Origin of the sequence: Marinomonas flavescens (assembly GCF_004352835.1) — a bacterium.
Classification (GTDB): domain Bacteria; phylum Pseudomonadota; class Gammaproteobacteria; order Pseudomonadales; family Marinomonadaceae; genus Marinomonas; species Marinomonas flavescens.
On sequence record NZ_SJSB01000017.1, the window covers coordinates 42320 to 67810 of the forward strand.

Sequence of the window (25491 nt, forward strand, 5' to 3'; positions counted from 1 at the left end):
CGTGATTGTACTCGGCTGAGCTTATCGGCAGCAAGCTGACATTTCCCATCTGACGAAAGATTGCTGAATCACTCCTTAGTCCTTGGTAGTTATTGTATTGCCCAGTCGGTAAAATAGGTGGTTCATTCATTGTTAAAGACTGACGATTTTGAGAAAACATGATGACCGTTAGATTAAAACAAATAGCTTTTTGGCTGGTGTTCGCGCTGCTTATTATAGTGGCACTAACGTGGGGAGTAGATCGAATTCTGCCTCAAAGAGATACTTCTAGTATCGGCCAGTGTGATAAAACAGAGCATGAATGCACTGTGGCTATGCCAGGCGAAGACGTGCCCGCTATTTTGGCTTTTGATAATGGTATTCATGTTAATACCTCTATTCCTGTGTCTATTTCTTTACCGCCAGACTTAGCGAATAAAACCAACTCCGTTCGATTAACGCTAAGCTGTAAAGACACCTACATGGGTGTGAGCTCAATAATGTTAACGCAAAAGCCTGCGCCGACTGAATGGCGCGGCAATATTCGCTTACCAAAGTCAGAGAAGCAGAAAGTAACCTGGCAAGTGAAAGCAACCTTGATTGAAACGAATGGAAATGAACAAGATATTTGGTTCGAATTTAATGTGATGTCGCCAAACGAACTCACACCGTCGGTGAATAATTAGACAACAGAAAATAGACGAGACAAGTTTAATAAAAAAGGCGACCTTCATCAGAAAGTCGCCTTTTTAATGGGCGTAATAGCTAATACTTAGTCACTAACGCAAACCGCTAGCGTTTATCCATTAGCGTTCAACAATAACCAGCGCTTAAAGGTGACACCTTATAGGCGCATTTCGATACCGGCGTCGCTCATGCGATCTTTAGCCTGCTGAATGCTGTATTCGCCAAAGTGAAAAATACTCGCCGCCAACACCGCATCGGCTTTGCCTTCAAGAACGCCATCAACAAGATGATCTAGATTGCCGACACCGCCAGAGGCGATAACAGGCACATGAACTGCTTCGCTAATAGCGCGCGTTACGCCTAGATCAAAGCCATTTTTGGTGCCATCGCGATCCATACTGGTTAACAAGATTTCTCCGGCGCCGTACTCGACCATCTTCTTCGCCCATTCAACAGCGTCTAGCCCGGTTGGTTTACGACCACCGTGGGTGAAGATCTCCCACTTGTCGGTTTCCCCTTCCGCGCTAACTTTTTTCGCATCAATCGCCACCACAATACATTGCGAGCCAAAACGCTGAGCGGCTTCACGAACGAATTCAGGATTAAACACCGCCGCCGTATTAATGCCGACTTTGTCCGCGCCTGCATTCAGCATACGGCGAATGTCTTCACAGGTGCGAATGCCACCACCCACGGTGAGAGGGATAAATACTTGACTGGCAATGGCTTCCACCATATGAACCGTGGTCGCGCGATCATCCGAGCTGGCGGTAATGTCGAGAAACGTGATCTCGTCAGCACCTTGTTCGTTGTAGCGTTTGGCCACTTCAACTGGGTCGCCAGCGTCTCGAATGTCGAGAAATTGAACGCCTTTTACGACTCGGCCATTGTCCACATCAAGACAAGGAATAATACGTTTTGCTAATCCCATAACAGGCTCCTAATCGTTGTTGGCCAAAGATGGCTTACCATCCCAGTGAATGAAGTTCTTGTATAGTTGGAGACCGTCTTTATGGCTTTTTTCTGGGTGGAATTGCACCGCAAAAACATTGTTGCGAGACAAGGCCACGCAAAACTCCAAACCATAATCACAGGTCCCTGCTACTTCACTTTTATTTTCTGGCACAACGTAAAAGCTATGTACGAAATAAAAACGTGCGTTGTCTGGAATACCTTTCCACAAAGGGTGATCAATGGTGTGCTTAACTTGGTTCCAGCCCATGTGTGGCACTTTTAACTTACTGCCGTCATGGTCTTTGTGTTGCTCACCAAAGAAAAGCGCATTGCCTTTGAAATGGTCTAAACAATCGACTCCGCCGTTTTCTTCACTGTGGGACATCAAAGATTGAATACCGACACAAATCGCCAAAAAGGGCTTTTCGGCCATGGCTTTGCGAATACTGGGGACTAAACCGGCATCGTACATTTCACCGATACAATCGCGGATCGCACCGACACCGGGTAATAACACACGGTCTGCGGCATCAATCACCGCAGGGTCACTGGTGACGACCACTTGGGTGTTTTCATCCGCAACAAATTCTAATGCTTTGGCGACCGAGTGCAGGTTGCCCATGCCGTAATCAATAACGGCAACTACCGATTTTTTAACGTCATTCATGCAAAAATCCTACAAACAGCCTTTTGTCGATGGCATTTGACCTGCCATGCGCTCGTCCACTTCTAGCGCCATGCGTAAGGCACGACCAAATGCTTTAAAAATGGTTTCCGCTTGGTGGTGAGTGTTCTTACCACGAAGGTTGTCTAGGTGCAGAGTGACTTTGGCGTGGTTGATAAAGCCGTGGAAAAACTCGGAGAACAAGTCCACATCAAAACCACCCACAGAACCGCGCGTAAAAGGTACGTGCATTTCTAAGCCTGGACGACCAGAAAAATCGATCACCACACGAGAAAGCGCTTCGTCTAATGGCACGTAGGCGTGGCCGTAACGTTTGATGCCTTTTTTGTCGCCCACGGCAATGTCAAATGCTTGGCCCAAGGTGATGCCCAAATCTTCTACCGTATGGTGAGCGTCAATGTGAAGGTCACCAACCGCGTGAATATCTAAGTCGATCAAGCCATGGCGAGCGACTTGTTCGAGCATATGGTCAAGAAAAGGCACACCCGTGAAGCAATTAAATTTGCCAGTACCATCTAAATTAATGGATACCTTGATCTGAGTTTCAAGCGTATTACGCTCGACGCTAGCAATGCGGTCGGACATTGATTGTGTTCTCCACGTTGAATCGTGACGCGTAGTCATCACGGGTTAGGCAGTCGGTTTTGAGTGCCGTTTAAAATTGCCATTGAAAAGCATAGTGGTCGCCATTATAGAACGAGGGGTCTCAGGCTTCTATCCTTTACACGCCGTTTTTGATGAGTTGTTGCTATTGGATCGATAAACCTAGGGTTCGAGTGCTATTATGTAACTAAATAAGCGAACTGGATTTAAGGATTTACGTCTATGACATGGCTAAAAAGAATCGGAATAGTAATCGGTGTGCTGTTTGTATTGCTGGCTGCAATATTGGCTTATGCTCTGTATTTTGTAAATTCTGCTTCATTTAAAACAGAATTGCAGAAAGTCGCGTTAGAAAAAGCAGACATACATCTTCGTATCGATGGCGATATCCAGTGGTCCTTCTTTCCTTGGCTCGGCATAGAATTAGATGATATAGGCGTTGCTATGGGTGACGACCCAGAGATACTTCAATTTGATCGTGCTGAATTCGGCCTCGCGATTTTGCCCTTATTAAAGCAGTCTATCCAAGTGGATCAAGTTCGCTTGGTTAACCTTAAAGCCAATTTGAGTGTAGATAAATCAGGACGAGGAAACTGGCAGCGATCTTTTGAGCCAGCGTCAAAAAACACCAATAAGACCACGCCTAGTGTCGCGAATAGCCAAACGTCAAACGCCTACCAAGCAACGTCATCAGGGGCTAAAAAATCAGTCATCCCAGATATTAAGTTAGATAAATTACAGATTGATAACGCACAGGTCGTTTATCGAGATGCAAAAACCAATCAGAAAATAGACGCTACGTTCAATGTTAACCTAAGTGATGTGCAATGGAATAAAGCATGGCCAATGGTGATGGACGCAGTCATCAAACAAAGTGATCTGAATGGAAAAAATGCATTAACCATCTCTAGCAAGCTAACCGCTAAGTTAACCGTGTTTCCTGAGCGTGAAGTGTTTTCGTTAGCAAACATGTCGTTGTCGACAGAATTACAAGGCGACGCTCTGCCTGCTAGTCCATTGAAAGCCAATGTAGATATAAAACAAGTGGACATGGACATACCACAAGAAAACTTATTTATGGATGGCATGTCACTCAGTACATTGGGTGTCAATCTCAATGCAAAAGTTAAAATGTATCAAGTACTTAGCGATCCACAATACACAGCGTCTGTTTCCGTTGAGGAATTTAATCCACGCGATGTATTAAAACAGCTGCATATTACTATTCCAGACATGGCTGATAACTCAGTATTGAGCAAAGCCAGTGGAGACGTGAAAATAGAGGGCAGTACAGACAAGGTTGTTATACAGCCGATGTCGCTCATGTTGGATGACACCAACCTGCAAGCCAATCTGGTTGCAGAACTATCACCGCTTCGTTGGGATGCTAACATTACCGGTGAAAACCTTGATATCGATCGTTATTTACCCCCTCCAGCAGACCCTAAAGACAGCAAAAGTAGTGCAAAAACAGTCGCTGCAACACCGTCTAACAGCGATGTTACGTCATCAGGATCCAATGATGCTGCTACCGCAGACCTTGTTCCGTTGGATCTAGTGCGTTCTTTAAACGGTCATCTCGGCTTTGAATTTAAAAATCTAACCGTGAAAAAGCTGCAACTGAATAGCGTGAACCTAGATGCCACCATGGGCAATGGCGTTGTGCACATATCGCCTGCTGCGGTAAGTTTATACAAAGGCAAATCCACCGTTGATGCGACGTACGACGCTCGTACCAATACGCCAAAACTGGATGTGTCTTCGCGTGTACAAGGTATTCAAATTCAGCCATTGCTTAAGGACTTTATGGACCTTGATAAGCTCTCAGGCACCACCTCATTAACAGGTGAGTTAAGTGCAAAGGGCAATCAAGTAGATGCTCTGATGTCGAGTTTAAATGGAGACTTTTTAGCCGAAATCACCAATGGCACCCTGAACGGTATGAACTTAACCAAGACAGTTTGCCAAGGCATTGCAGCCATTCGTAACGAGTCCTTGTCGGGCAATAATTTCTCTGCCAATACGCCATTTGAAAGTATGAATTTTCCTATTCATATTGTTAACGGAAATGTCTCTACCCCTGGCCTAGTGATGACATCAGCCGGTGTATCGGTAACCGGTGATGGTGACGTTTCTCTGGTGAATAAATCGTTAGATTATCAAGTCAATGTTGCCATAGCAGGGAGTGAGTTAGACCACGCTTGTCGAGTCAATAAAACATTAACGGATTTGGCTTTTCCTGTTGTTTGTAAAGGGAAATTCAGTGATGATCCAGCGGGCTTATGTCGCCCAGATATAAAAGGTTTTGGTCATATATTTGCCGACCTTGCTAAAGCAGAATTGAAAGAGAAAGCAAAGGCTAAGGCTGACGAAGCACAAGACAAATTGAAAGAGAAATTAAAAGATAAGCTGAAAAGCTTGTTCTAGGCCATAAGACTTTATTAAAGCCCAAACAACAGTGTGAGAAATGAATGCAAGCAGTAGAAAACTTTGCGCCCCGTGTATTAGCGTGGTTCGACGAATTTGGGCGTAAAAGTCTGCCATGGCAGCAAAACAAAACACCGTACCGTGTTTGGATCTCAGAGATCATGTTACAGCAGACCCAAGTCACTACGGTCATTCCGTATTACCATAAGTTTATGACCTCGTTCCCAACCGTAGAGGCGCTAGCCGCCGCGGAACAGGACGAGGTGCTGGCTCATTGGAGTGGCTTGGGTTACTACGCTCGCGCCCGCAATATGCACAAAGCCGCCAAGATGCTAGTAGATGAATTGGATAGCGAGTTTCCGCAAAGCGTCGAAGGCGTCTGCGAGTTACCAGGAATAGGGCGCTCAACGGCTGCCGCCATTTTATCGATTTCTCGTGGTGTTCAAGCGGCTATTTTAGATGGCAATGTAAAACGAGTGTTGGCGCGTTTTCATGCAGTACCAACTTGGCCCGGTGAAAAGAAAACCGAAAATGCCATGTGGGAATTGGCCGAGCATTATATGCCGAGCGAACGCTGTGGCGATTATACCCAAGCGATGATGGATTTAGGGGCAACCTTATGCACACGCTCTAAACCGCAATGTTTGATTTGCCCTTTGCAAGCCGATTGCTTGGGGCGACGTAGCGAAGACCCAGCTCAATTTCCTATCCGTAAACCTAAGAAAGCCGCTAAGCCAGAGAAAAGTTTGCAATTGTTGGTGCTAGTGAATAGCGATAATCAAGTATTGATGGAAAAGCGCCCACAAGTGGGTATTTGGGGTGGGCTCTGGAGTTTGCCTGAATTGGCGAGTGAAGAAAGTGTTGTCTTGCACGTTGAGCAGCGTTTTCAAACAAACACCAATACGATAGTCCCGTTAAATGCTTTTCGTCATACGTTTAGTCACTACCATTTGGATATTGAGCCAAGCCGAGTTGAGATTGGCCCCATTGGCGCTGTATTTGAGCCCGGAAAATACCAGTGGTTTTCATTGAATGAAGCGTTTTCTCTGGGTTTACCAGCGCCAGTCCGCAGTATTTTAGACAATATGAATAAGAGTTAACGTTTTTATTAGACAGTGGTTAGCTCTTATTTATGCGACATTTATTTAAGCGATATTTATTTAAGTAACCTTTATTTCAGGCGTATTTCTTTTAGAGCGTCGTTAATTGGAATCGAAAGTAATGGATAACACGTCATATTTTAAGCACCTTAGGGACATTTTTGTTTCTTTTTTGATGCTAGGATTAACCAGTTTTGGTGGTCCGGCGGCGCATTTAGGCTACTTTAATCAGGAGTTTGTGCAGCGTAAAAAGTGGGCAACAGAGTCTCAATTTGCTCAGTGGGTGGCATTAAGTCAAATCGTCCCAGGCCCAGGGTCGAGTCAAGTGGGTTTTGCAATCGGCTATCATCGTGGTGGCTATGGGGGTGGTCTGGCCGCCTTTTTGGCTTTTACCTTGCCTTCTTTTGTGGTCATGGTGTTGTTGGCTAAATTTGGTCAGGCATGGCAAGGCAGTGTGTTATTTGAGGGTGTTGTGCACACTTTGAAGTTACTGGCTGTGGTGGTTGTAGCGGATGCGTGTCTTACTATGTGGCGCTCATTTTGCCAGCGTAAAAGCATGATGCTGGTGGCACTATTAAGTGCTTTTTTTATAACTTTTTCACCGTTTGAGCTGGCCAGTCTTGTGGTCTTGTTGTTGGCCGCTGTAGTGGGTATGTTGAGCCCAGTAGCCACAGCAGAACATACTGAAGCTTTACCCAAGGTACGTTTTGGTTATTGGCTCTTGGTTATCGCGCTGGGGATATTTGGGGCGAGCTTTTTTGTCGATGGTGGTTTATTAGGGGTGTTTGCGCGCTTTTATCAAGCGGGCGCCTTGGTCTTTGGTGGCGGTCACGTGGTGCTGCCGATGTTGTCGGCGTTTGTCTCCGATACAGTATCAGACTCAAATCTATTATTAGGCTATGCCGCTGCGCAAGTGGTGCCCGGCCCTATGTTTACCATGGCGAGTTTTCTTGGCGCTGCGGTGGCTCCGAGTGGGACGAATGATTGGCTTTGGGCTGCGGTGGCGACCTTGGCGGTTTTCTCATCTGGCTTGTTGTTGATGCTAAGTGGGCAAAATGTCTGGCAAACCTTGTCGACGAATGTACGCTTTCGCTCTGCGGTAGGCAGTGTGAACGCCGCGGTAGTGGGGATCTTGATAGCCGCTTTGTATCACCCAATTGCCTCTTCTAGCGTGTTCAATGGTTGGGATCTGGCTTGTGTGCTGGTGGGTTTCTTATGGCTTAAGTTTAAGCGCCCTTCGATTTTCTTGTTGATTATCGCGTTTATTTTGGTCGGCGTGCTGCGTAGCTATCTGTAAATTTGTATTCGCGTTTTGGTTCGAGAGGATGCTTGCAGTGACAGACCTTGATTTTTGATGTTTTAACGCCATTATGAAAAGCATCCTTTTTAAATCGCGAGTTATTCTTATGTCGAACACTGTTTTTTGCAAAAAGTACCAAAAAGACATGGAAGCGTTAGACCGCGCACCCTTACCTGGCGCCAGAGGGCAAGAGATTCTACAAACTGTGTCTAAGCAGGCATGGCAAGAATGGCAAATGCTGCAAACCATGATCATTAATGAAAAACAACTTAATTTAATGCTGCCGGAATCTCGTAAGTACGTGATGGAGCAGATGGATAAGTTTTTCAATAATGAGCCGACAGATAAAGTAACAGGCTATGTTAGCCCAGACGATATCGTCGAGTTATAACGTTTCTAGCCACTATTTGCTAACAACGGCTATTTACTAACGACTTTTTGATAACATTAAAAAGCCCGATTAAGATGACTTAATCGGGCTTTTTTTGGTTATAACTGGGGTTTTCTATAGGAGTATTTATTGCGTCAAGAAACTACCAAAGAGCACACTTTTGACTGGCTCTTGATTGGTTTCTTTCTTGAGTGCGATGTTTACTGCCACCGCGGCTTCTTCACGGGTCTTTTCTCTTTCTTGAGCGCCAGAGACTTGAGCATCGGTACGCGAGCTTAAAAACATCACTAAAGCATCTCTGATGAGTGGCATATTGGCTTGAATGATGGCCTCATGAGAGCTATCTGTTTGTAAGGTTATGCTGGTTTTAATGTACTTAAGACGGCTGCTGGCGGTTGTGTAATTTACAATAAAGTCTGGGGTGAGTTCTACGTAAGCGGGTTGATTCGGTTTTTCGTCGTCTGCAGCCAATGTGAAATTGCTAAATAAAGAGGCAAGTATCAAGCTCAGTGCAAAAAATTGTTTTAAAGTTGTTATCGGTGACATCATTTGGTCTCGTACTCATTTTAATAGTCAGTATACTAACTGTCATTAAAGTCGTATGTCAGTAGGAATTTAAACTTTCCTATATTGTCATCGTCGTTACTAACTATTTCAACTTTAAAAGACAGAATGTGAAGGCTCTATATGTTTACTATTTTTTCAGCTCGTCGTTTTCATGGTGTTATTGGTTTTGCTGCTTTTATTTTGCTGGGTGTGGCATTTTACATGGAATATCAAATGGGGTTAGAGCCTTGTCCATTATGTATGCTGCAGCGCATAGTCTTGTTAATAATCGGTGTTGTTTCGTTGTTTTCAGCGATCATGTCTAGCCAACGTTTAAGAAAGTGGTTGTCTATTGTTGTCGTCATTTTGTCATTATTAGGAGCGGCACTGGCTATTCGCCATTTGTATTTACAGAACTTACCTATTGATGATTTACCCGCTTGCTTACCGGGCTTGAGTTATATGATAGATGCATTTCCTTGGCAGGATGTTGCTAAAGCCATGATTATGGGCACGGGAGATTGTGGTGAAGTTGTGTGGACTTTCTTAGGTCTAAGTATTCCGGGTTGGACTCTCATTGCTTTTCTAGGCATGGCTATTATTAATGGTTTTATTGCGTTTCGTAGGGTTAACAAGGGTTAATCATAAAGAATCGAAACGTTACAATTCCGTGATTTGAGCCGCTTGCAGGGGATAATCGTTCGGAATATGCTAGATAAAAAGCCAAGTACATCTTTTACTTACCATTAGCGAGAGGCGTTACCGTCGCTCGTTAGCGCAAGAATGGAGTCACGCTATGTTAGAGCGATGTAAAACAGCACAAGAGCGTTGGGGCGGAGTGCATGTGATCATTGATCGTTGGTTAGAACAACGCCGTCAACTGATTGAAGCGGGGATGTACTTACGCGAACGAGGTGAATGCACACCAACAGACACCCCTAAAATCCAAGCGTTTTGCGAACAACTAGTTGACTACGTTTCTGTAGGACATTTTACTGTTTACGAGCAGTTAGCCTTAGAAGCCAAAGATTTTCATGATGCCAGCGCCGTAAAATTATTGAAAATGCTGTTACCTGAGATCGACCATACCACGCAGCTCGCCATTGAATTTCACGATAAATATGACACGAAAGATCACTGTAATGCTCAACTAGAAGCTTTGCCATTTTCGCTGCAAGCCTTGAGTGCCATTATGGAAGAACGTTTTGAGTACGAAGATAGATTAATCAAGGAACTCCATGAAGCCCATAGTGAACAAGGCGCTTAAGCTGTGTGTTGTTGTCTCCACGTCAGTATTACTGCTGTCGTGTTCTGCTAAATCACCTGAAAGAACCGCAGAATATGCGGTTCAAGGTCTGTATTCGGCGGCCTTAAGCCGAGATGGTAGTGCCGCAGTGATTGGTTCGATACAACATGGCGGTAGCTATTGGACGACAGCATTAAACGACCGTCGTTATAATTGGAATCATGCCAAAGGCGAATACACTTCATTAACCAGTGTCGATATTGATCCGACTAATGCTTTTGCCGCAACAGGTTCAGCTCGCACCTTAGTCTTATGGAATACCAGTAATGGCCATTCTGCCGGTTTTTGGAACACGCCGGGCGATATAAAAGCATTAAAACTCACCAATAATGGTGACTTCGCGTTAGTCGGATTGGATGATCAGACAGCGCGATATTTTGATGTTAAAAATGGCGGTATCAAACAAACCTTTCGCACTGGAGCCATCGTTCGCTCAGTGGATGTTACTCCCGACGGTTCGCTAGGATTAACTGGCGACGACAAACATCAAGTTATTCTTTGGGATACTCAAACCGGCAAACAGAAATTCTCATGGCGCTTGAGTAACCGAATCTCAACCGTGGCGTTATCGGCTGACGGGAAATACGCTTTTGGTGCCGCACAACTAGGCAACGCGAAAGTCTGGTCAACGCTAACCGGTAAAGAAGTCGCCACCGTTAATACGGGCGACCTCGAAAGGCGTCAAAATACCATTAGCCAAGCCGTCTTCTCTAAGAATGATGGAAGCCTCCTAGTCGGCGGTGTGAATCGACGTGTTTCACTGCGTAATATTAGTTCGGGAGAAACAGTAAAAGAGTGGGATTTGTATCTGAAAGACACGCTCCGCCCTACTGGCTCAAGTGTATTGGCGTTAGCCTTTGGTAAAGATGGGCGTTATTACGCCATTGGCAGTAATGGCTATCTCAATGTTCTGGAATAGTAAATGTTCTGGAATAGAGAGAGTGCTGAAATAACGAAAGTGTTGAAATAACCAAGCGATTAGAACAGCGAACATTAGAACAACGAATCTACTGGAATTAATAGTTTATGGTTTCCTTTCCTGCTAAATGGGCCGCATTGGCCGCTTTTCAAGGTTTTGTGTCCGTGGCGGCAGGAGCATTTGGTGCTCATGCCCTAACCAAAGTGTTAGATGAAAAAGCCTTAAGCTGGTGGCACACCGGCAGTCAGTATCTTATGTATCATGCATTAGCCGGGCTGTTAGTCGCGGCTCTAACGATCTACTTGCCTTCAGCTAAAAGAATTATTGCGCTTTTTGTTATCGGCAATACGGTTTTCGCCGGCAGCTTATATGTGATGGCGCTAACAGGAGTGCTATGGCTTGGTGCAATTACCCCGATTGGTGGATTGTGTTATCTCGTCGGCTGGTTTTTTCTGACTAAATCCCTATGGCAGTGGCATCGTAATAATGAGCCTAATGCCAAACCGGGCGCAAAGTAGAACGTAAAACAGGACATAAAGGCTAAATTCCGGTAGGATAGCCGCCAAAATTCACCGTCGATCAAAAAACGTTCGATAGACTGTTTCCGCTAAAGTGGTATGAATCAAAACCATGCAAGATCCAATGAATGACAATCAAGAACAAGACAGCCAAGTGCTAGATAATCAAGCGCTAGATAGCCAAGAACTAGACAATCAAGCGCCAATCAAAAAACGGACTATTCGTAGTTTTGTTGTGCGTGGCGGCCGTATGACCGAAGGCCAGCAAAAAAACTATGACGCTAACTGGGCATTTTATGGCCTAGAGCTAGCCGATGGCAGAATTGACTATCAAACGATCTTCGGTCGTGAGTCTGACGTTGTCATCGAAGTGGGTTTTGGAATGGGTACATCCTTGGCTGAAATGGCCAAAAACGCCCCTGAAAAAGACTTTATTGGCATCGAAGTGCATCCCCCAGGCGTGGCAAAATTAATGATGTTAGCGCAAGAAGAAGGGCTTAAAAATCTTCGAGTTTATTGTGACGATGCGATTGAAGTAATGGCATCCTGCTTACCAGAGCAAGCCGCGAGCGCATTCCAATTATTCTTCCCAGATCCTTGGCACAAGAAAAAACACAACAAACGACGCATCGTGCAGCCATTATTTGCCCAGCAAGTGGCTAACGTACTTCGAGAGGGTGGTCACTTTCATATGGCAACCGATTGGCAACCTTATGCCGAGCATATGCTAGAAGTCATGGAATTACAGGAAAATTATACGAATGCAGCAGGCAAAGGCTTATATCATCCTCGACCTGAATGGCGTCCATTAACAAAATTTGAACAACGTGGTGAACGACTTGGTCACGGTGTTTGGGATTTGATTTATACCAAGTAATAAAACTGCATAATTGCTAAAGGATGAGAGAATGAATGATGTACAAAGTGCTAAACCGCGCCAAAATGATGATGAGATCGACTTAGTAGAGCTTATTCTAGAACTCTGGAAAGGAAAAATGCTCATACTGGCTTTTGTCGTTGTTTGTTTTTGTCTGGGCTTTGTTTACGTTAAAGTTGTCGCTAAAACTCATGTTTCTGTATCGGCTGGCTACACTGTAAACCTCTACTCAAATGAGTCGTTTAATCTTTGTGGGAATAATCAGACATGCTTGGATGCGACTGTTTTTAAAAAATATCTTGGAGAGATATCTGGGTGGAGTGCTGAAAATAATGCACTTACACTAAGAATAGCTGATGGCACATCTCCTCAAAGTATGGGTGTTTACTCCGCTGAGCTGGAAAAAGCAAATGAGAAATTAACTCAGTCTTTTTTACAGGCAGCCAAAGAAAATATCACTATGATAGATAGTTTGTCCTCAGATTTACGCAGTACCGAAACAGTAGCAGAAAGTGTTTTACATGCTAAGCGACTGATCTATCAGGTCGAAAATGGCAAGGTGAAAGCATTAACGTTGACAACACCTACAGTACAGAAAAAATCACCTAAAACGGCTTTGATTCTTGTGATTAGTGTGTTGTTGGGTGGTATGTTGGGCGTGTTTGCAGTATTGATGAAAAAGTTTGTTGCTGAGCTAAAAAGCAGGCGTTAAATTGCATTGGTGTAAAGTACAGATAATAAAAAAGCGGCAAAGGCCGCTTTTTTATTAAACATAAGAAGTTGAAACTATTTAATTTCAACGCTCTCACGGCTGTTACCAGCGTCAAAGTATTCTTGGAATACTTTAGGCGTACGGCCACGGCCAGTCCATTCGTGAGTTTGGCCATTGGCTTCTAAACGGTATTTAGGCTCAACAGTTTTGCCTTTGTTAGCGCTGTTTTTTGGCGTGCTTAATAAAGCCACTTCTTCCATCGTCAGGCCGCTTTTAGCGATTAGTTGAGCAATTTCTTCTGCGCGTGCTGATTTTTCAGCTTCTTCAGCAAGACGAGCTTCTTCTTCTTCTTTCACTTTTTCTAATGCGTTAGTAAAACCAGCGATTAGGTTTTCAAGCTGAGCAACTGTTAATTCTTTTGCTGCTGCACGTGCTTTTGCTTTATTGCCTGCTAATTCAAGTAATAAACTCATAAGTATCCTCTAATGTATCTGTTAAGAACGGGTTGTTGTTTGTACTACACCGAATAAAGAGATTCATCCTTACACTCAATAAGTGTCGAAACGGTACTACTTGTTTGAACGACTTCTTGTTAAGAAATTGTTTAACTTTCTTCTTTTCTTTGCGTATTAGGATGAAAGTAATTGTTGTATTGTTATCTAAATCGTAAGAAAGATAACTGTCCATCCATGTGAGAGACATACTATCAAATACATTTTGGACAATATTCATGACAATTCAAGTTTCACCTGTGAATTCTAATGAAAAAAAACCAAATATGCGAATTTAATAATCTATTAAAACTTACATAAAGTGTAAAAAATAGGGTAAATAATGAGACGTCTTGAAAATACATTAAGCCGAGAGTTTTCTATACAAGAAAAATATTCCCGAAATATATTAGCCATGTTTGAGGAAGGGGCGACGGTTCCTTTTATTGCTCGCTATCGAAAAGAAAGTACAGGTGGAATGTTAGACGTGGATTTAAGGCGTTTTCATGAACGCTGGCAATATCTTGTTGAATTAGAAAAACGCAGAATGTCTATTTTAACAGTACTTGAAAATAAACCTGATTGCCCTAAAGGCGTGATAACAAAAATTAACCAAGCAATTACAAAATCTGAATTAGAAGATATTTTTGCACCATTCAAAACAACGCGTAAAAGCAAAGCGTCTGAAGCGATAGAAATTGGATTAAAACCCCTGGCAGAAGACTTGTGGGCAGGCACGCTATCTGAGCAGCCTAAGGACCTAGTTCAATGGATGAAGAACAACTCACTGGAGATGGAGGTTCAAAAAGCCTTAGAGGGCGCATTAGATATTATTATAGAAACTTTATCTCAGGATACGGAACTTCTGAAGCAAGGGCGTTCTTTATTGTTATCCATAGGCGAAGTGCAAAGTAAATTAGTGCGAGGCAAAAAAGACCTAGGTGAGAAGTACAGAGATTATTTTGATTATAGTGAAGCGGTTAAAAAGATACCCTCTCATCGATTATTAGCGTTATTTCGAGGTAAAAAAGAAGCCATTTTAAAGTTGAGTATTAATCTACCAAATGAAACGGTGGATCTGTCTCGGTTAAATCTGGATCACTTGGCATTTATTTTCAGCCCGCAAGTAGAAAGAAATGCTGCCTTATGTAAGTTAAGTGTCAATCAGAAACGATATTTGTTCTTGGCATGGGAGAAAAAGCTAAGCGCTAAACTTGAAAGTGATATTTTCTCTGTTTTAAAAGAACAAGCGGAAGAGGGTGCTATTAATGTTTTTGCAAACAACCTTAATGACTTATTAATGTCTGCTCCAGCTGGCCCTCATCGAGTGATAGGCGTGGACCCAGGTTTTCGTAATGGTGTTAAGCTCGCCGTTATTAATGAATTCGGAGAGGTTGTTGATCATGGTGTTATTTACCCATTTACTTCTGATGCACAAAAACAAAAAGCCATATCATCACTTCTAAATTACATTACGCAACATAATGTAGAGTGGTTGGCTATTGGTAATGGCACCGCCTCTAGAGAAACAGAACAGCTCGCCAATCAGCTTATTGAAAAAGAAGGGTTGTCTTGTCGCGCCGTAGTCGTTAGCGAAGCAGGCGCATCGGTGTATTCTGCATCTGATGTTGCGATCAGCGAATTTCCCGATTTGGATGTCACCATTCGTGGCGCAGTTTCTATCGCTCGACGTTTTCAAGATCCGCTCGCGGAACTGGTCAAAATCGATCCTCAAGCCATCGGAGTGGGACAGTATCAGCACGATGTAAAGCCAGCGCAGTTGGCGAGCTCATTGGCTAATGTCGTAGAAGACTGTGTAAATAAAGTCGGCGTGGATGTGAATCTCGCCTCGGCGTCATTATTGTCGTACGTCGCGGGTCTATCCAACCGTATGGCGCAAAATATTATTGATTACCGCCGCCAAAAAGGCCGTATTGAATCTCGTGGAGAGTTGTTAAAAGTGAAAGGCATAGGCGCCAAAGGCTTTGAACAATGTGCGGGCTTTTTAAGAGTATTAGAAGGTTGTGAGGTGTTAGACAGCTCTGGCGTGCATCCAGAGTCTTACCCGCTGGTACGGACCATGGCGAAAGCGATGAACATGCAGATCCAGAGCTTATTAGGCAACGTGTCGGCGATTAATCAGCTACAACTTAAGTTTGCTGACTTTTCTGGTGTTGACCGTTATACCTTTGACGATACATTAAAAGAGCTGGCCAAGCCTGGCCGCGACCCTCGTCCAGAGTTTCGTTATGCCGAGTTTGATCAAGGTGTCCAGTCGATGTCTGATTTGGTTGAGGGGATGTCATTAGAAGGCGTTGTCACCAATGTCGCGGCTTTTGGCGCATTTGTCGACATAGGTGTGCATCAAGATGGCTTGATCCATATTTCACAGCTTGCCGATCGCTTTGTAAAAGACCCAAGAGACCTAGTGCGAGTAGGGCAGGTAATAAAAGTCACTGTACTGGAAGTCGATGAGAAACGAAAAAGAATCAGCTTAAAAGCCACTGGTCTATAAGTTACTGGCCTATAAAGCGCTGGCTTATAAAGTGCTGGCTTAAAAAACTATTACAGAAAAAACCGATTGGGTGCGAAACACCCAATCGGTTGGTAATGCTCAATAGTCGCCAGCAAAGCCAATATTGTGAACCCTGTTTACAGCGCAGCCGCAATATCGCTTTTTGCTTTTATAAAAGCGTCAGCACCTGCTTCACCCAGAGCTTGTCCGCCTGCGATAAAAGTTTCTTTTACATTCACACCAATAAAAGCCAAGAAGGTTTTCAAGTAAGGCACTTGATGATCCATGGCTGTCTCTGCCAAAAAGCTACCACTCGCAACAAAAAGATAAGCGTCTTTGTTTACTAAACCAACCGGGCCATTTTCAGTGTATTTGAAAGTACGGCCAGCGCGAGCAATGTAATCAAAGTAAGACTTTAAGGTAGACGGAATACCGAAGTTATACATAGGCGCAGAAATCGCAATCACATCAGCGGCTTCCAACTCTTCGATTAATCCATCACCAATGGCAACGATGGCTTGCTGTTCTGGTGAACGTTCTTCTGCAGGAGTAAACAATGCACCCAATGTTTCGCTCGTGAGGTGAGGAAGAGGTTCTGCATTTACATCGCGAACAATGACTTCACCATTTGGATTTTTTGCTAACCATGCCTCCACAAACTCATTTGTGAGCTGGCGAGATTTAGAGTTATCGCCAGAAGCGCTGGAATCAATGCGTAATAAAGTAGCCATAGTGGGTTCTCCAATAAAGTCGTTAAGCTGAATGATTCAGCGATTTATTTCGATGTGGCTATATTAAGGGCAGTTAATTCGATAAAAAAGCGCATTATTTAGCAGATATTAATCGAAAAATACGATATATATACTGTCTGAATCAACAAAGAGAAATGAGCAGTGAGAGCACCTCGAGTAACATTGGAACAATGGCGAGTATTGCAGACGGTTGTCGACAAAGGTGGCTTTGCGCAAGCCGCAGAAGCGTTACACAAAAGTCAGTCGTCAGTCAGTTACACAGTCGCCAAGTTACAGGAGCAACTAGGCTACCCTTTATTGGTTATCGCTGGGCGTAAAGCAAAATTAACTGAACGTGGAGAAGTGCTACTACGTCGCTCAAGGCATCTAATTAAAGAAGCCGTCAATCTCGAAGAACTCGCCAATACCTTAGGTCAAGGCTGGGAACCAGAACTAGAAATAGTCGTCGATCAAGCGTTTCCAACCCCGGCATTATTAAACGCATTAAAAGCGTTTGAACCACAAAGCCAAGGCACACAAGTGCAGCTGAAAGAAGTTGTCTTGAGTGGCGGGCTTGAAGCACTGAAACAAGGGCATCCAGACCTCGTCTTAAGCAGTATTGTGCCAAAAGGGTATCTTGCCGACCCCATTGTAGAAGTTGAAATGGTCGCCGTCGCAGCGGCAGAGCATCCCCTGCATCAAGAAACCTTACCAATAAATAACGAAAGACTGAGCCGCGAACTGCAACTGGTCATTCGTGACTCCGCCGTAGAAACCCCCATCGACTCAGGTTGGCTAGGCACCGAACGCCGCTGGACCGTATCCAGCATACAATCATCCTTAGAAATTGTAAGCAACGGAATTGGCTTCGCCTGGCTACCAAAAGCCGACCTAAAAGAAGCACTAGAAAACGGAAAATTAAAAGTACTCAACCTAGTCTCAGGCGGCGAACGAGCATTCTACATGTACGCCATCTTCGGCAAAGGCGAACGCACCGGCCCCGCCGCCAGACTACTCGTCGAACTCCTACAAAAAGAATGCAACCTCTGCCCAAACAAAAACCTCTAGCCAAAAGCCACGGGATACACGAATCAACCACACGAGACACCAGTGAAAATCGAGACGGCCTTGCACTAACTCTCCCCCTTATCTTCAAGGGGGAGCTGGAGGGGGTTGTGCACTTGACCTTGCACTGTCATTTGTGGGTCTGCTTACCTTGAAAAAGAGCGGCTGATGACCACTGTGCCAATAAAACCAACCAGACGAGACACCGGTGAAAATCGACATGGTCTTGCACTGTCACTTGATCTTTCACTTGTAGGTCTGCTTACCTTGAAAAAGAGCGGCTGATGACCACTGTGCCAATAAACCCAAACAGACGAGACACTTGTGAAAATCGACATGGTCTTGCACTGTCACTTGTAGGTCATCCTTTAGGCTGATGACCACTGTGCCAATAAAATCAAACAGACGAGACACCTGTGATTAACATGACTCTTTTTTCTAACTAACAAACCATCACCCATCATTTCGACTTTAACCGACTATTGGATTCAAACAATCTCCAGTTATTAGCCTAAAGGCGTAACCTACAAGACCCGAGACAAGGTGCCTGACACCTGTGATTCACGAGACTCTTTTTTCAACTAATAAACCATCGCCCATCATTTCGACTTTAATTTTCGTCTACAATAAAATAATGGGAACTATAAAAAAGGATGCTTTATGTCATGGAACGACTTAAGAAAAGGTAGATATTCAAAATCACAGGGTGAATATCTTATAACCTTTAAAACAGAAGGTAATCGCACTTATTTTCAGGATTTCAAATTAGCATGTTTGTTCTGTCAGCAAATAGAAGTGAACGAAATCAACCATCAATGTACTTGGTTAGCTTGGGTGCTCATGCCTGATCATTTTCATGGATTGCTTCGTTTAGATTCGCAAACCGACCTCTCGGTCGTGATAGGATCATTAAAAGGAAGAAGCGCTAAAATTCTTAATCATTCTAGAAACTCCAATGGCAGAATTTGGCAAACGAGATTCTACGATAGAGCGCTTCGAACTGAAGATGACAGGAAGAATATAGCCAGATATATAGTCGCTAACCCACTTCGTAAAAAATTGGTTAATAGTGTTAGAAACTACCCCTTTTGGGACTCCGTTTATCTTTAGGCTGGAGCGCCCAGATGAGACCTTGTAGGTCAGCCCTTTAGGCTGATGACCACTGTTCTAATAAAACCAACCAGACGAGACACCTGTGATTAACATGATTCTTTTTTCAACTAACAAACCATCCCCCATCATTTCGACTTTAACCGACGATTGGATTTAAACAATCTCCAGTTATTAGCCTAAAGGCTAACCTACAAGACCCGACATTCAGGATTAACCTGATTCAACCAACTTGCCCTTGCACTTGATCTGTCACTTGTAGGTCAGCCTTTAGGCTGATGACCACTGTTCTAATAAAACCAACCAGACGAGACACCTGTGATTAACATGATTCTTTTTTCAACTAACAAACCATCCCCCATCATTTCGACTTTAACCGACGATTGGATTCAAACAATCTCCAGTTATTAGCCTAAAGGCTAACCTACAAGACCTGACATTCAGGATTAACCTGATTCAACCAACTTGCCCTTGCACTTGATCTGTCACTTGTAGGTCAGCCTTTAGGCTGATGACCACTGTGCCAATAAAACCAACCAGACGAGACACCTGTGATTAACATGACTATTTTTTCAACTAACAAACCATCACCATCATTTCGACTTTAACCGACGATTGGATTTAAACAATCTCCAGTTATTAGCCTAAAGGCTAACCTACAAGACCCGAGACAAAACCATCCCCCATCATTTTGACTTTAACCTATGATTGGATTCAAACAATCTCCAGTTATTAGCCTAAAGGCTAACCTACAAGACCCGAGACAAAACCATTACCCATCATTTTCGACGTTAACCGACGATTGGATTCAAACAATCTCCAGTTATTAGCCTAAAGGCGTAACCTACAAGACCTGACATTCAGGATTAACCTGATTCAACCAACTTGCCCTTGCACTTGATCTGTCACTTGTAGGTCAGCCTTTAGGCTGATGACCACTGTGCCAATAAAACCAAACAGACGAGACACCTGTGATTAACATGATTCTTTTTTCTAACTAACAAACCATCACCCATCATATCGACTTTAACCGACGATTGGATTCAAACAATCTCCAGTTATTAGCCTAAAGGCTAACCTACAAGACCCGACACAAAACCATCGCCTGCCATTTTGACTTTAACCGACGATTGGATTCAAACAATCTCCAGTTATTAGCCTAAAGGCTAACCTACAAGACCCGAGACAAAACCATTACCCATCATTTTCGACGTTAACCGACGATTGGATTCAAACAATCTCCAGTTATTAGCCTAAAGGCTAACCTACAAGACCCGAGACAAAACCATTACCCATCATTTTCGACGTTAACCGACGATTGGATTCAAACAATCTCCAGTTATTAGCCTAAAGGCGTAACCTACAAGACCCGAGACAAGACAGCCTGACACCTGTGATTCACGAGACTCAAGCAACCTGTATTTGATCTTTCACTTGTAGGTCAGCCTTTAGGCTGATGACCACTGAGCCAATAAAACCAAACAGACGAGACACCTGTGATTAACATGACTATTTTTTCAACTAACAAACCATCACCCATCATATCGACTTTAACCGACGATTGGATTCAAACAATCTCCAGTTATTAGCCTAAAGGCTAACCTACAAGACCCGAGACAAAACCATCGCCTGCCATTTTGACTTTAACCTATGATTGGATTCAAACAATCTCCAGTTATTAGCCTAAAGGCTAACCTACAAGACCCGAGACAAAACCATTACCCATCATTTTCGACGTTAACCGACGATTGGATTCAAACAATCTCCAGTTATTAGCCTAAAGGCGTAACCTACAAGACCTGACATTCAGGATTAACCTGATTCAACCAACTTGCCCTTGCACTTGATCTGTCACTTGTAGGTCAGCCTTTAGGCTGATGACCACTGTGCCAATAAAACCAACCAGACGAGACACCTGTGATTAACATGACTATTTTTTCAACTAACAAACCATCACCATCATTTCGACTTTAACCGACGATTGGATTTAAACAATCTCCAGTTATTAGCCTAAAGGCTAACCTACAAGACCCGAGACAAAACCATCCCCCATCATTTTGACTTTAACCTATGATTGGATGCAAACATTCTCCAGTCATTAGCCCAAAACCAACCTATAAGAAGCTGTTGTGTCGATTCTAATATCGACTTTTATTTTTAATTGTCATTTTTTTTATGACAATTATGGTTGAGCTGATGTGGTGCTCGGGGTTTAATAGGCACAATTATTTTCATTCTATTAAACAAACGTCTAAAACAAGGACGATCTATGACGCAGGATATTGTTATCCTCGCTGCCGGTAAGGGCAGCCGCATGAAATCTAAGCTTCCTAAAGTGCTGCATTCCATTGCTGGAGTGCCTATGGTAAGACGGGTGCTAACGGTTGCGAGTTCTTTGCCAAATGCTGTTTTGCATCTTATTGTTGGGCATCAAGGTGAAGATGTCGCTGCAAAATGTCAGGATTTTTCGGCCAATATTGTTTGGCAAAACGATCCTCAAGGTACTGGCGATGCACTGAAACGAGTCGCACCTCATTTGCAAGAAGAGGGCTCAACGCTAACTTTGTACGGCGATGTGCCTTTGATCCAAGCCAGTACATTGGAAAAAATGACGTCTTTATCGACACCTAATTCCTTGGTGTTGTTGACCGTTACTTTGGACAATCCAACAGGCTACGGCCGCATTGTGCGTAATGCAGACAGCAAGGTTACGGCCATTGTTGAGCAAAAAGACGCTAATGACGAAGAGTTAAAAATCCAAGAAGTAAACACGGGTATTTTGCTGGCGCCGAACGCGCATTTGCAAACATGGCTGGCGGCATTAACCAATAACAACGCCCAGCAGGAATATTATCTTACCGATATTATCGCCATGGCAGCACGCGATGGTGTCGACATAGTCACTGTGCAGCCGTCTTCTGAAACTGAAGTATCCGGTGTGAATGATCGAGTGCAATTGGCCGCATTAGAGCGCGTTCTACAGCGTCAGCAAGCCGACGACCTTATGAGAAATGGCGCGACTTTATTAGACCCTTCTCGCATTGATGTGCGCGGAGAGTTAACCACTGGGCAAGATGTTGTTATCGATATTAACTGTATCTTTGAAGGCAAAGTGGTGATCGGTGATGACGTTGAAATAGGGCAAAATTGCCATCTAAAAGACTGCACTATAGGCAAAGGCACTATTATTAAAAGCAACACACTGATTGACGATAGCCAAGTCGGCGAGAATTGCGATATCGGCCCGTTTGCTCGACTTCGCCCTGGTACGCAATTAGCGAATAAAGCCAAAATTGGCAATTTTGTCGAAACCAAAAAAGCCGTGATTGGTGAAGGTAGCAAGGTCAATCACCTTAGCTACATTGGCGACACGCAAATGGGCTCAGGCGTCAACATCGGTGCTGGTACGATTACCTGTAACTACGATGGCGTGAATAAATATCTGACCCAAGTGGCCGATAATGTGTTTATCGGTTCTAACTCTGCGTTAGTCGCCCCTGTCAGTATTGCCGCCGGTGCGACCATTGCCGCCGGGTCAACCATCACCAAAAATGTAGCGTCTAATCAGCTGGCCTTAGGCCGAGCTCGTCAGACCGCAAAAGACAATTGGCCTAAACCGACTAAAAAAACGTCTAAATAAGCCAGCCATTAAAAAGAACCGCGTTCTTTTTAACAAATAGAATCGAAGGACAGTACACATGTGTGGAATAGTGGGAGCGATTGCTCGCCGTAATGTATCTAAAATCCTTATTGAAGGATTAAGTCGCCTAGAATACCGAGGCTATGACTCTTCAGGTATTGCTATTAATAACGAGCAAGGGGTTTTCTCTCACCGTGCAGTAGGCAAAGTGCAGGCGCTAAAGGACAAATTCGCCGCAGAACCTCTAGATGGCATGATGGGAATTGCTCATACTCGTTGGGCCACTCATGGCAAGCCAACAGAAGCCAATGCACATCCGCATTTTTCTGGCGATGATTTAGCCCTAGTGCATAACGGCATTATTGAAAATCATGAAATACTGCGCAGCCAATTAAAAGCCAAAGGCTACGAATTTAAATCAGAAACGGATACCGAAGTGATTGTTCATTTGATTCATAATGAACTTAAAACACAGCCAGATTTACTAAAAGCCGTTCAAGCGACATTGACTCAGCTAGAAGGCGCGTTTGCCATTGCGGTGGTAAATAAAACCGACAAAGAGCGTTTTATTGCCGCTCGTAAAGGTAGCCCTTTAGTGGTTGGCGTGGGTATCGAAGAAAACTTCGTTGCGTCTGATCAATTGGCACTTTTGCACGTGACAGACAAATTCATCTTCTTGGAAGAGGGTGATGTCGTCGAAGTGACACGAGACAATGTGGTTATTTATGATCAACAAGGCGAGCAACAAGAACGCCCAGTCAATGTCTTTAACCACAACGTAGACGCTACCGATAAAGGCGAATATCGCCATTACATGATGAAAGAAATCTACGAGCAGCCAAGTGTTATCGCGGCTTGTTTGGAAGGCCGAATCAGTGAAAACAAAGTGCTAACCAGCTGCTTTGGTGCGGAATCTGGCTTCCTAAAAGAGGTAGAGAATATTCATATCGTTGCTTGTGGTACCAGTTATCACGCCGGTCTTGTCGCAAAATATTGGATAGAAGACTTAGCGGGCTTACCGTGCAGCGTAGAAGTCGCCAGTGAATATCGTTACCGTAAAGTTGCCGTGCCAAAAAATACGCTTTTCCTAACCTTGTCTCAATCTGGTGAAACCGCGGATACGTTAGCCGCCCTTCGTAAAGCAAAAGAGCAAGGCTACTTAACCACCTTGGCTATTTGTAACGTGCCGTCTAGTACATTGGTACGTGAATCGGCATTAACCCTAATGACCCGAGCAGGCGCTGAAATTGGTGTTGCATCAACGAAAGCCTTTACGACCCAGCTAACCGCTTTATTGATTACCAGTGTCGCGATTGCCGTAGAAAACGGCCTGTCTGCCGAGCGAGAAAAAGAACTGGTTCAAGCTATGCGCTCGTTGCCTGCATATGTAAACGCCGCTTTGTTACAAGATGAGCATATTCAGAAAGTATCAGATCGCTTTGCGAACAAGCACAATGCCTTGTTCCTAGGTCGTGGTGCTATGTACCCGATTGCGCTGGAAGGCGCCTTGAAACTGAAAGAAATTTCTTACATACATGCCGAAGCTTATCCTGCTGGAGAGCTGAAACATGGACCATTGGCGCTTGTCGATGAAGACATGCCAATCATCACCATGGTGCCGCATAACGGTATGCTGGATAAACTAAAATCCAACATGCAAGAAGTCGCTGCCCGTGGTGGCGAGTTATACGTCTTCGCCGACCGAAGCACCAACCTTCATAATGAAGACAACATTATTTTTACCGAAGTGCCTAAAGTAGAAGAGATACTAGAACCCATCGTACACACGATACCGCTGCAACTCTTGTCTTATCACGTCGCCGTTGTAAAAGGCACCGATGTCGATCAGCCTAGAAATTTAGCCAAATCCGTAACGGTCGAATAAAAAGCCCCTCACGATAATCTTCCTTCTGTAAGTATAAAAAGAAGGAAGATTAAGTGGCAATAATCTACCAAAACGACGTCATACTGTAAAAAGTAACATGTGCTTAAATAGCTTGTTCAGATGCTATTCTTTGCCCTCACTAATCGTATGTGGAGAGACTTTTGGTAGAACATTTGGTAGGACTTTTAGTAGGAAATGCGACAGAACAATCCTTGATCAGATTGGCTTCTGAAAATGAAAGTGTAACGGCTTTATGGATATATGGCTCTCGCGCCAAAGGCTCCCACCATAGTGCTAGTGATTACGATCTTGCCGTGCTGTTTAATAGCCATATAGACGACCCATTAGAGAGACGATTACGCCCAGAATTGTTGTCATTAGATTGGACAAAGCGGCTGAATATGCCTGAAGCGTCTATCAGTGTTGTCGACATCCAAATGGTTCCAGTGCCATTGGCGATGAACGCCATCTCAGGGATTTTACTTTATTGTGAAAGTCATGATGCTAGATTAATGGCTGAGAGTGTTATCATGTCTAAGGCTGAACTTGACTACCATTATCATTTCAAACATTTTGATAAATCACTAATAGTCGATTCTTGCTACCTCACCTCCGTTCGATCCAGTACCAAAACGTACCAATTGGAGCTAGAAGAGCTGCAACACATATTAATCACACGCAATTTGTCCGTCTTTGAATATCGAGCTTGTGAACGCAACCTTCAAGTCAGTATTGAAGCCGCAATCGGCATAGCAAAACATTGTTCTAAAGCGTTAACAGGAACAAGTCCTGCAGAAGCTTACCAGTCATTTGAAACGCTCTCGCAGCGAAGCATCCTGAATCTCGATGAATTAAAAAACTGGCGAAAAGTGATAGGGCTACGAAACGCCCTAGTACATGACTACCTTAATATAGACCCAGAGATAGTGCGTAAGCGTTCATTCTACGCCGTTATTTCATCCCATCTTTTCGCACTCTAAACTGGACTCCGTTTTCATCTCATAACCGATAACGGAGTCCAACCCATGACCAAACCCTACACCCGTCGTT

At 43.9% G+C, this 25491-nt stretch carries 23 protein-coding genes; 17 read left to right on the forward strand and 6 right to left on the reverse strand.

Annotated features, from left to right (window positions below; genetic code table 11):
* The first annotated feature begins 158 nt into the window (after positions 1–158).
* Positions 159–665, forward strand: coding sequence for a hypothetical protein (locus E0D70_RS14865; RefSeq protein WP_133013067.1), 507 nt, complete (start codon positions 159–161; stop codon positions 663–665).
* Positions 666–823: 158 nt separating this feature from the next.
* Here the strand turns inward: E0D70_RS14865 and hisF are convergent, their stop codons facing one another.
* The 3 genes from hisF to hisB are packed head-to-tail and all read right to left on the reverse strand — an operon-like array spanning position 824 to position 2890.
* On the reverse strand, positions 824–1597 hold the full coding sequence (hisF, locus tag E0D70_RS14870; RefSeq protein WP_133013068.1) for an imidazole glycerol phosphate synthase subunit HisF: 774 nt from the start codon (positions 1595–1597) through the stop codon (positions 824–826).
* Between the two features lie 9 nt (positions 1598–1606).
* Positions 1607–2287 (reverse strand): imidazole glycerol phosphate synthase subunit HisH, encoded by a 681-nt coding sequence (hisH, locus tag E0D70_RS14875; protein ID WP_133013069.1) that lies wholly within the window; start codon positions 2285–2287, stop codon positions 1607–1609.
* 9 nt (positions 2288–2296) lie between these two features.
* Complete coding sequence (gene hisB / locus E0D70_RS14880; RefSeq protein ID WP_111637746.1) at positions 2297–2890, reverse strand: imidazoleglycerol-phosphate dehydratase HisB; 594 nt, start codon at positions 2888–2890, stop codon at positions 2297–2299.
* A gap of 240 nt (positions 2891–3130) precedes the next feature.
* On the opposite strand from hisB, the gene E0D70_RS14885 reads away from it, so the two are divergent.
* The 4 genes from E0D70_RS14885 (at position 3131) to E0D70_RS14900 (ending at position 8126) form a co-directional block, all read left to right on the forward strand.
* A complete protein-coding gene (locus E0D70_RS14885; protein WP_133013070.1) occupies positions 3131–5335 on the forward strand; it encodes an AsmA family protein in 2205 nt (734 codons plus the stop codon).
* A 44-nt stretch (positions 5336–5379) separates the two neighbouring features.
* A complete protein-coding gene (gene mutY / locus E0D70_RS14890) occupies positions 5380–6435 on the forward strand; it encodes an A/G-specific adenine glycosylase (RefSeq protein WP_133013071.1) in 1056 nt (351 codons plus the stop codon).
* Positions 6436–6556: 121 nt separating this feature from the next.
* Positions 6557–7732 carry a chromate efflux transporter gene (gene chrA, locus E0D70_RS14895; protein WP_133013072.1) on the forward strand — a complete coding sequence of 392 codons (1176 nt, stop codon included), beginning with the start codon at positions 6557–6559 and terminating at the stop codon, positions 7730–7732.
* A gap of 109 nt (positions 7733–7841) precedes the next feature.
* The gene (locus E0D70_RS14900) at positions 7842–8126 is read left to right on the forward strand and encodes an oxidative damage protection protein (protein ID WP_133013073.1); all 285 of its coding nucleotides are present in this window, start codon (positions 7842–7844) and stop codon (positions 8124–8126) included.
* Positions 8127–8252: 126 nt separating this feature from the next.
* Here E0D70_RS14900 and E0D70_RS14905 read toward each other — a convergent pair whose 3' ends face one another.
* Positions 8253–8675, reverse strand: coding sequence for a flagellar basal body-associated FliL family protein (locus E0D70_RS14905; protein WP_133013074.1), 423 nt, complete (start codon positions 8673–8675; stop codon positions 8253–8255).
* Between the two features lie 138 nt (positions 8676–8813).
* Between E0D70_RS14905 and E0D70_RS14910 the strand changes: the two genes are divergently transcribed.
* The 6 genes from E0D70_RS14910 (at position 8814) to E0D70_RS14935 (ending at position 13004) form a co-directional block, all read left to right on the forward strand.
* Positions 8814–9314 carry a disulfide bond formation protein B gene (locus E0D70_RS14910; protein ID WP_133013075.1) on the forward strand — a complete coding sequence of 167 codons (501 nt, stop codon included), beginning with the start codon at positions 8814–8816 and terminating at the stop codon, positions 9312–9314.
* Between the two features lie 154 nt (positions 9315–9468).
* Complete coding sequence (rsd, locus tag E0D70_RS14915; protein WP_133013076.1) at positions 9469–9939, forward strand: sigma D regulator; 471 nt, start codon at positions 9469–9471, stop codon at positions 9937–9939.
* Entirely contained in the window at positions 9911–10897 is a 987-nt protein-coding gene (locus tag E0D70_RS14920; RefSeq protein WP_133013077.1) for a WD40 repeat domain-containing protein, read from the forward strand. The genes rsd and E0D70_RS14920 overlap by 29 nt, the downstream gene beginning before the upstream one ends.
* Positions 10898–11004: 107 nt before the next feature.
* The gene (locus tag E0D70_RS14925; protein WP_133013078.1) at positions 11005–11415 is read left to right on the forward strand and encodes a DUF423 domain-containing protein; all 411 of its coding nucleotides are present in this window, start codon (positions 11005–11007) and stop codon (positions 11413–11415) included.
* Between the two features lie 112 nt (positions 11416–11527).
* Complete coding sequence (trmB, locus tag E0D70_RS14930; protein ID WP_165942915.1) at positions 11528–12292, forward strand: tRNA (guanosine(46)-N7)-methyltransferase TrmB; 765 nt, start codon at positions 11528–11530, stop codon at positions 12290–12292.
* A gap of 31 nt (positions 12293–12323) precedes the next feature.
* The gene (locus E0D70_RS14935) at positions 12324–13004 is read left to right on the forward strand and encodes a Wzz/FepE/Etk N-terminal domain-containing protein (RefSeq protein ID WP_133013079.1); all 681 of its coding nucleotides are present in this window, start codon (positions 12324–12326) and stop codon (positions 13002–13004) included.
* 74 nt (positions 13005–13078) lie between these two features.
* Here the strand turns inward: E0D70_RS14935 and E0D70_RS14940 are convergent, their stop codons facing one another.
* Positions 13079–13477, reverse strand: coding sequence for an H-NS histone family protein (locus E0D70_RS14940; protein WP_133013080.1), 399 nt, complete (start codon positions 13475–13477; stop codon positions 13079–13081).
* Positions 13478–13838: 361 nt separating this feature from the next.
* Between E0D70_RS14940 and E0D70_RS14945 the strand changes: the two genes are divergently transcribed.
* Positions 13839–16010: a Tex family protein gene (locus E0D70_RS14945; protein ID WP_133013081.1), complete on the forward strand. Its 2172-nt coding sequence runs from the start codon at positions 13839–13841 to the stop codon at positions 16008–16010.
* 137 nt (positions 16011–16147) lie between these two features.
* Here E0D70_RS14945 and E0D70_RS14950 read toward each other — a convergent pair whose 3' ends face one another.
* Complete coding sequence (locus E0D70_RS14950; RefSeq protein WP_133013082.1) at positions 16148–16741, reverse strand: FMN-dependent NADH-azoreductase; 594 nt, start codon at positions 16739–16741, stop codon at positions 16148–16150.
* 162 nt (positions 16742–16903) lie between these two features.
* On the opposite strand from E0D70_RS14950, the gene E0D70_RS14955 reads away from it, so the two are divergent.
* The 5 genes from E0D70_RS14955 to hepT all read left to right on the forward strand — a co-directional run bounded on the left by E0D70_RS14955 (position 16904) and on the right by hepT (position 25421).
* Complete coding sequence (locus E0D70_RS14955) at positions 16904–17809, forward strand: LysR family transcriptional regulator (protein ID WP_133013083.1); 906 nt, start codon at positions 16904–16906, stop codon at positions 17807–17809.
* Positions 17810–18466: 657 nt separating this feature from the next.
* Positions 18467–18916: an REP-associated tyrosine transposase gene (locus E0D70_RS14960; protein ID WP_133013084.1), complete on the forward strand. Its 450-nt coding sequence runs from the start codon at positions 18467–18469 to the stop codon at positions 18914–18916.
* Positions 18917–21185: 2269 nt separating this feature from the next.
* Positions 21186–22556 (forward strand): bifunctional UDP-N-acetylglucosamine diphosphorylase/glucosamine-1-phosphate N-acetyltransferase GlmU, encoded by a 1371-nt coding sequence (gene glmU, locus E0D70_RS14965; RefSeq protein ID WP_133013085.1) that lies wholly within the window; start codon positions 21186–21188, stop codon positions 22554–22556.
* 58 nt (positions 22557–22614) lie between these two features.
* Positions 22615–24441, forward strand: coding sequence for a glutamine--fructose-6-phosphate transaminase (isomerizing) (gene glmS / locus E0D70_RS14970; RefSeq protein WP_133013086.1), 1827 nt, complete (start codon positions 22615–22617; stop codon positions 24439–24441).
* 161 nt (positions 24442–24602) lie between these two features.
* Positions 24603–25421 (forward strand): type VII toxin-antitoxin system HepT family RNase toxin, encoded by an 819-nt coding sequence (hepT, locus tag E0D70_RS17590; RefSeq protein ID WP_207923278.1) that lies wholly within the window; start codon positions 24603–24605, stop codon positions 25419–25421.
* Positions 25422–25491: the final 70 nt, after the last annotated feature.

Bases quoted from the DNA above. Each gene is read 5' to 3' on its own strand.
- E0D70_RS14885 (WP_133013070.1), top strand. From the start codon at position 3,131: ATGACATGGCTAAAAAGAATCGGAATAGTAATCGGTGTGCTGTTTGTA.
- E0D70_RS14865 (WP_133013067.1), top strand. From the start codon at position 159: ATGATGACCGTTAGATTAAAACAAATAGCTTTTTGGCTGGTGTTCGCG.
- hisB (WP_111637746.1), bottom strand. From the start codon at position 2,890: ATGTCCGACCGCATTGCTAGCGTCGAGCGTAATACGCTTGAAACTCAG.
- E0D70_RS14920 (WP_133013077.1), top strand. From the start codon at position 9,911: ATGAAGCCCATAGTGAACAAGGCGCTTAAGCTGTGTGTTGTTGTCTCC.
- mutY (WP_133013071.1), top strand. From the start codon at position 5,380: ATGCAAGCAGTAGAAAACTTTGCGCCCCGTGTATTAGCGTGGTTCGAC.
- E0D70_RS14910 (WP_133013075.1), top strand. From the start codon at position 8,814: ATGTTTACTATTTTTTCAGCTCGTCGTTTTCATGGTGTTATTGGTTTT.
- rsd (WP_133013076.1), top strand. From the start codon at position 9,469: ATGTTAGAGCGATGTAAAACAGCACAAGAGCGTTGGGGCGGAGTGCAT.
- E0D70_RS14935 (WP_133013079.1), top strand. From the start codon at position 12,324: ATGAATGATGTACAAAGTGCTAAACCGCGCCAAAATGATGATGAGATC.
- hisH (WP_133013069.1), bottom strand. From the start codon at position 2,287: ATGAATGACGTTAAAAAATCGGTAGTTGCCGTTATTGATTACGGCATG.
- E0D70_RS14940 (WP_133013080.1), bottom strand. From the start codon at position 13,477: ATGAGTTTATTACTTGAATTAGCAGGCAATAAAGCAAAAGCACGTGCA.
- E0D70_RS14905 (WP_133013074.1), bottom strand. From the start codon at position 8,675: ATGATGTCACCGATAACAACTTTAAAACAATTTTTTGCACTGAGCTTG.
- trmB (WP_165942915.1), top strand. From the start codon at position 11,528: ATGCAAGATCCAATGAATGACAATCAAGAACAAGACAGCCAAGTGCTA.
- E0D70_RS14945 (WP_133013081.1), top strand. From the start codon at position 13,839: ATGAGACGTCTTGAAAATACATTAAGCCGAGAGTTTTCTATACAAGAA.
- E0D70_RS14960 (WP_133013084.1), top strand. From the start codon at position 18,467: ATGTCATGGAACGACTTAAGAAAAGGTAGATATTCAAAATCACAGGGT.
- chrA (WP_133013072.1), top strand. From the start codon at position 6,557: ATGGATAACACGTCATATTTTAAGCACCTTAGGGACATTTTTGTTTCT.
- E0D70_RS14925 (WP_133013078.1), top strand. From the start codon at position 11,005: ATGGTTTCCTTTCCTGCTAAATGGGCCGCATTGGCCGCTTTTCAAGGT.
- glmU (WP_133013085.1), top strand. From the start codon at position 21,186: ATGACGCAGGATATTGTTATCCTCGCTGCCGGTAAGGGCAGCCGCATG.
- glmS (WP_133013086.1), top strand. From the start codon at position 22,615: ATGTGTGGAATAGTGGGAGCGATTGCTCGCCGTAATGTATCTAAAATC.
- E0D70_RS14900 (WP_133013073.1), top strand. From the start codon at position 7,842: ATGTCGAACACTGTTTTTTGCAAAAAGTACCAAAAAGACATGGAAGCG.
- E0D70_RS14950 (WP_133013082.1), bottom strand. From the start codon at position 16,741: ATGGCTACTTTATTACGCATTGATTCCAGCGCTTCTGGCGATAACTCT.
- hisF (WP_133013068.1), bottom strand. From the start codon at position 1,597: ATGGGATTAGCAAAACGTATTATTCCTTGTCTTGATGTGGACAATGGC.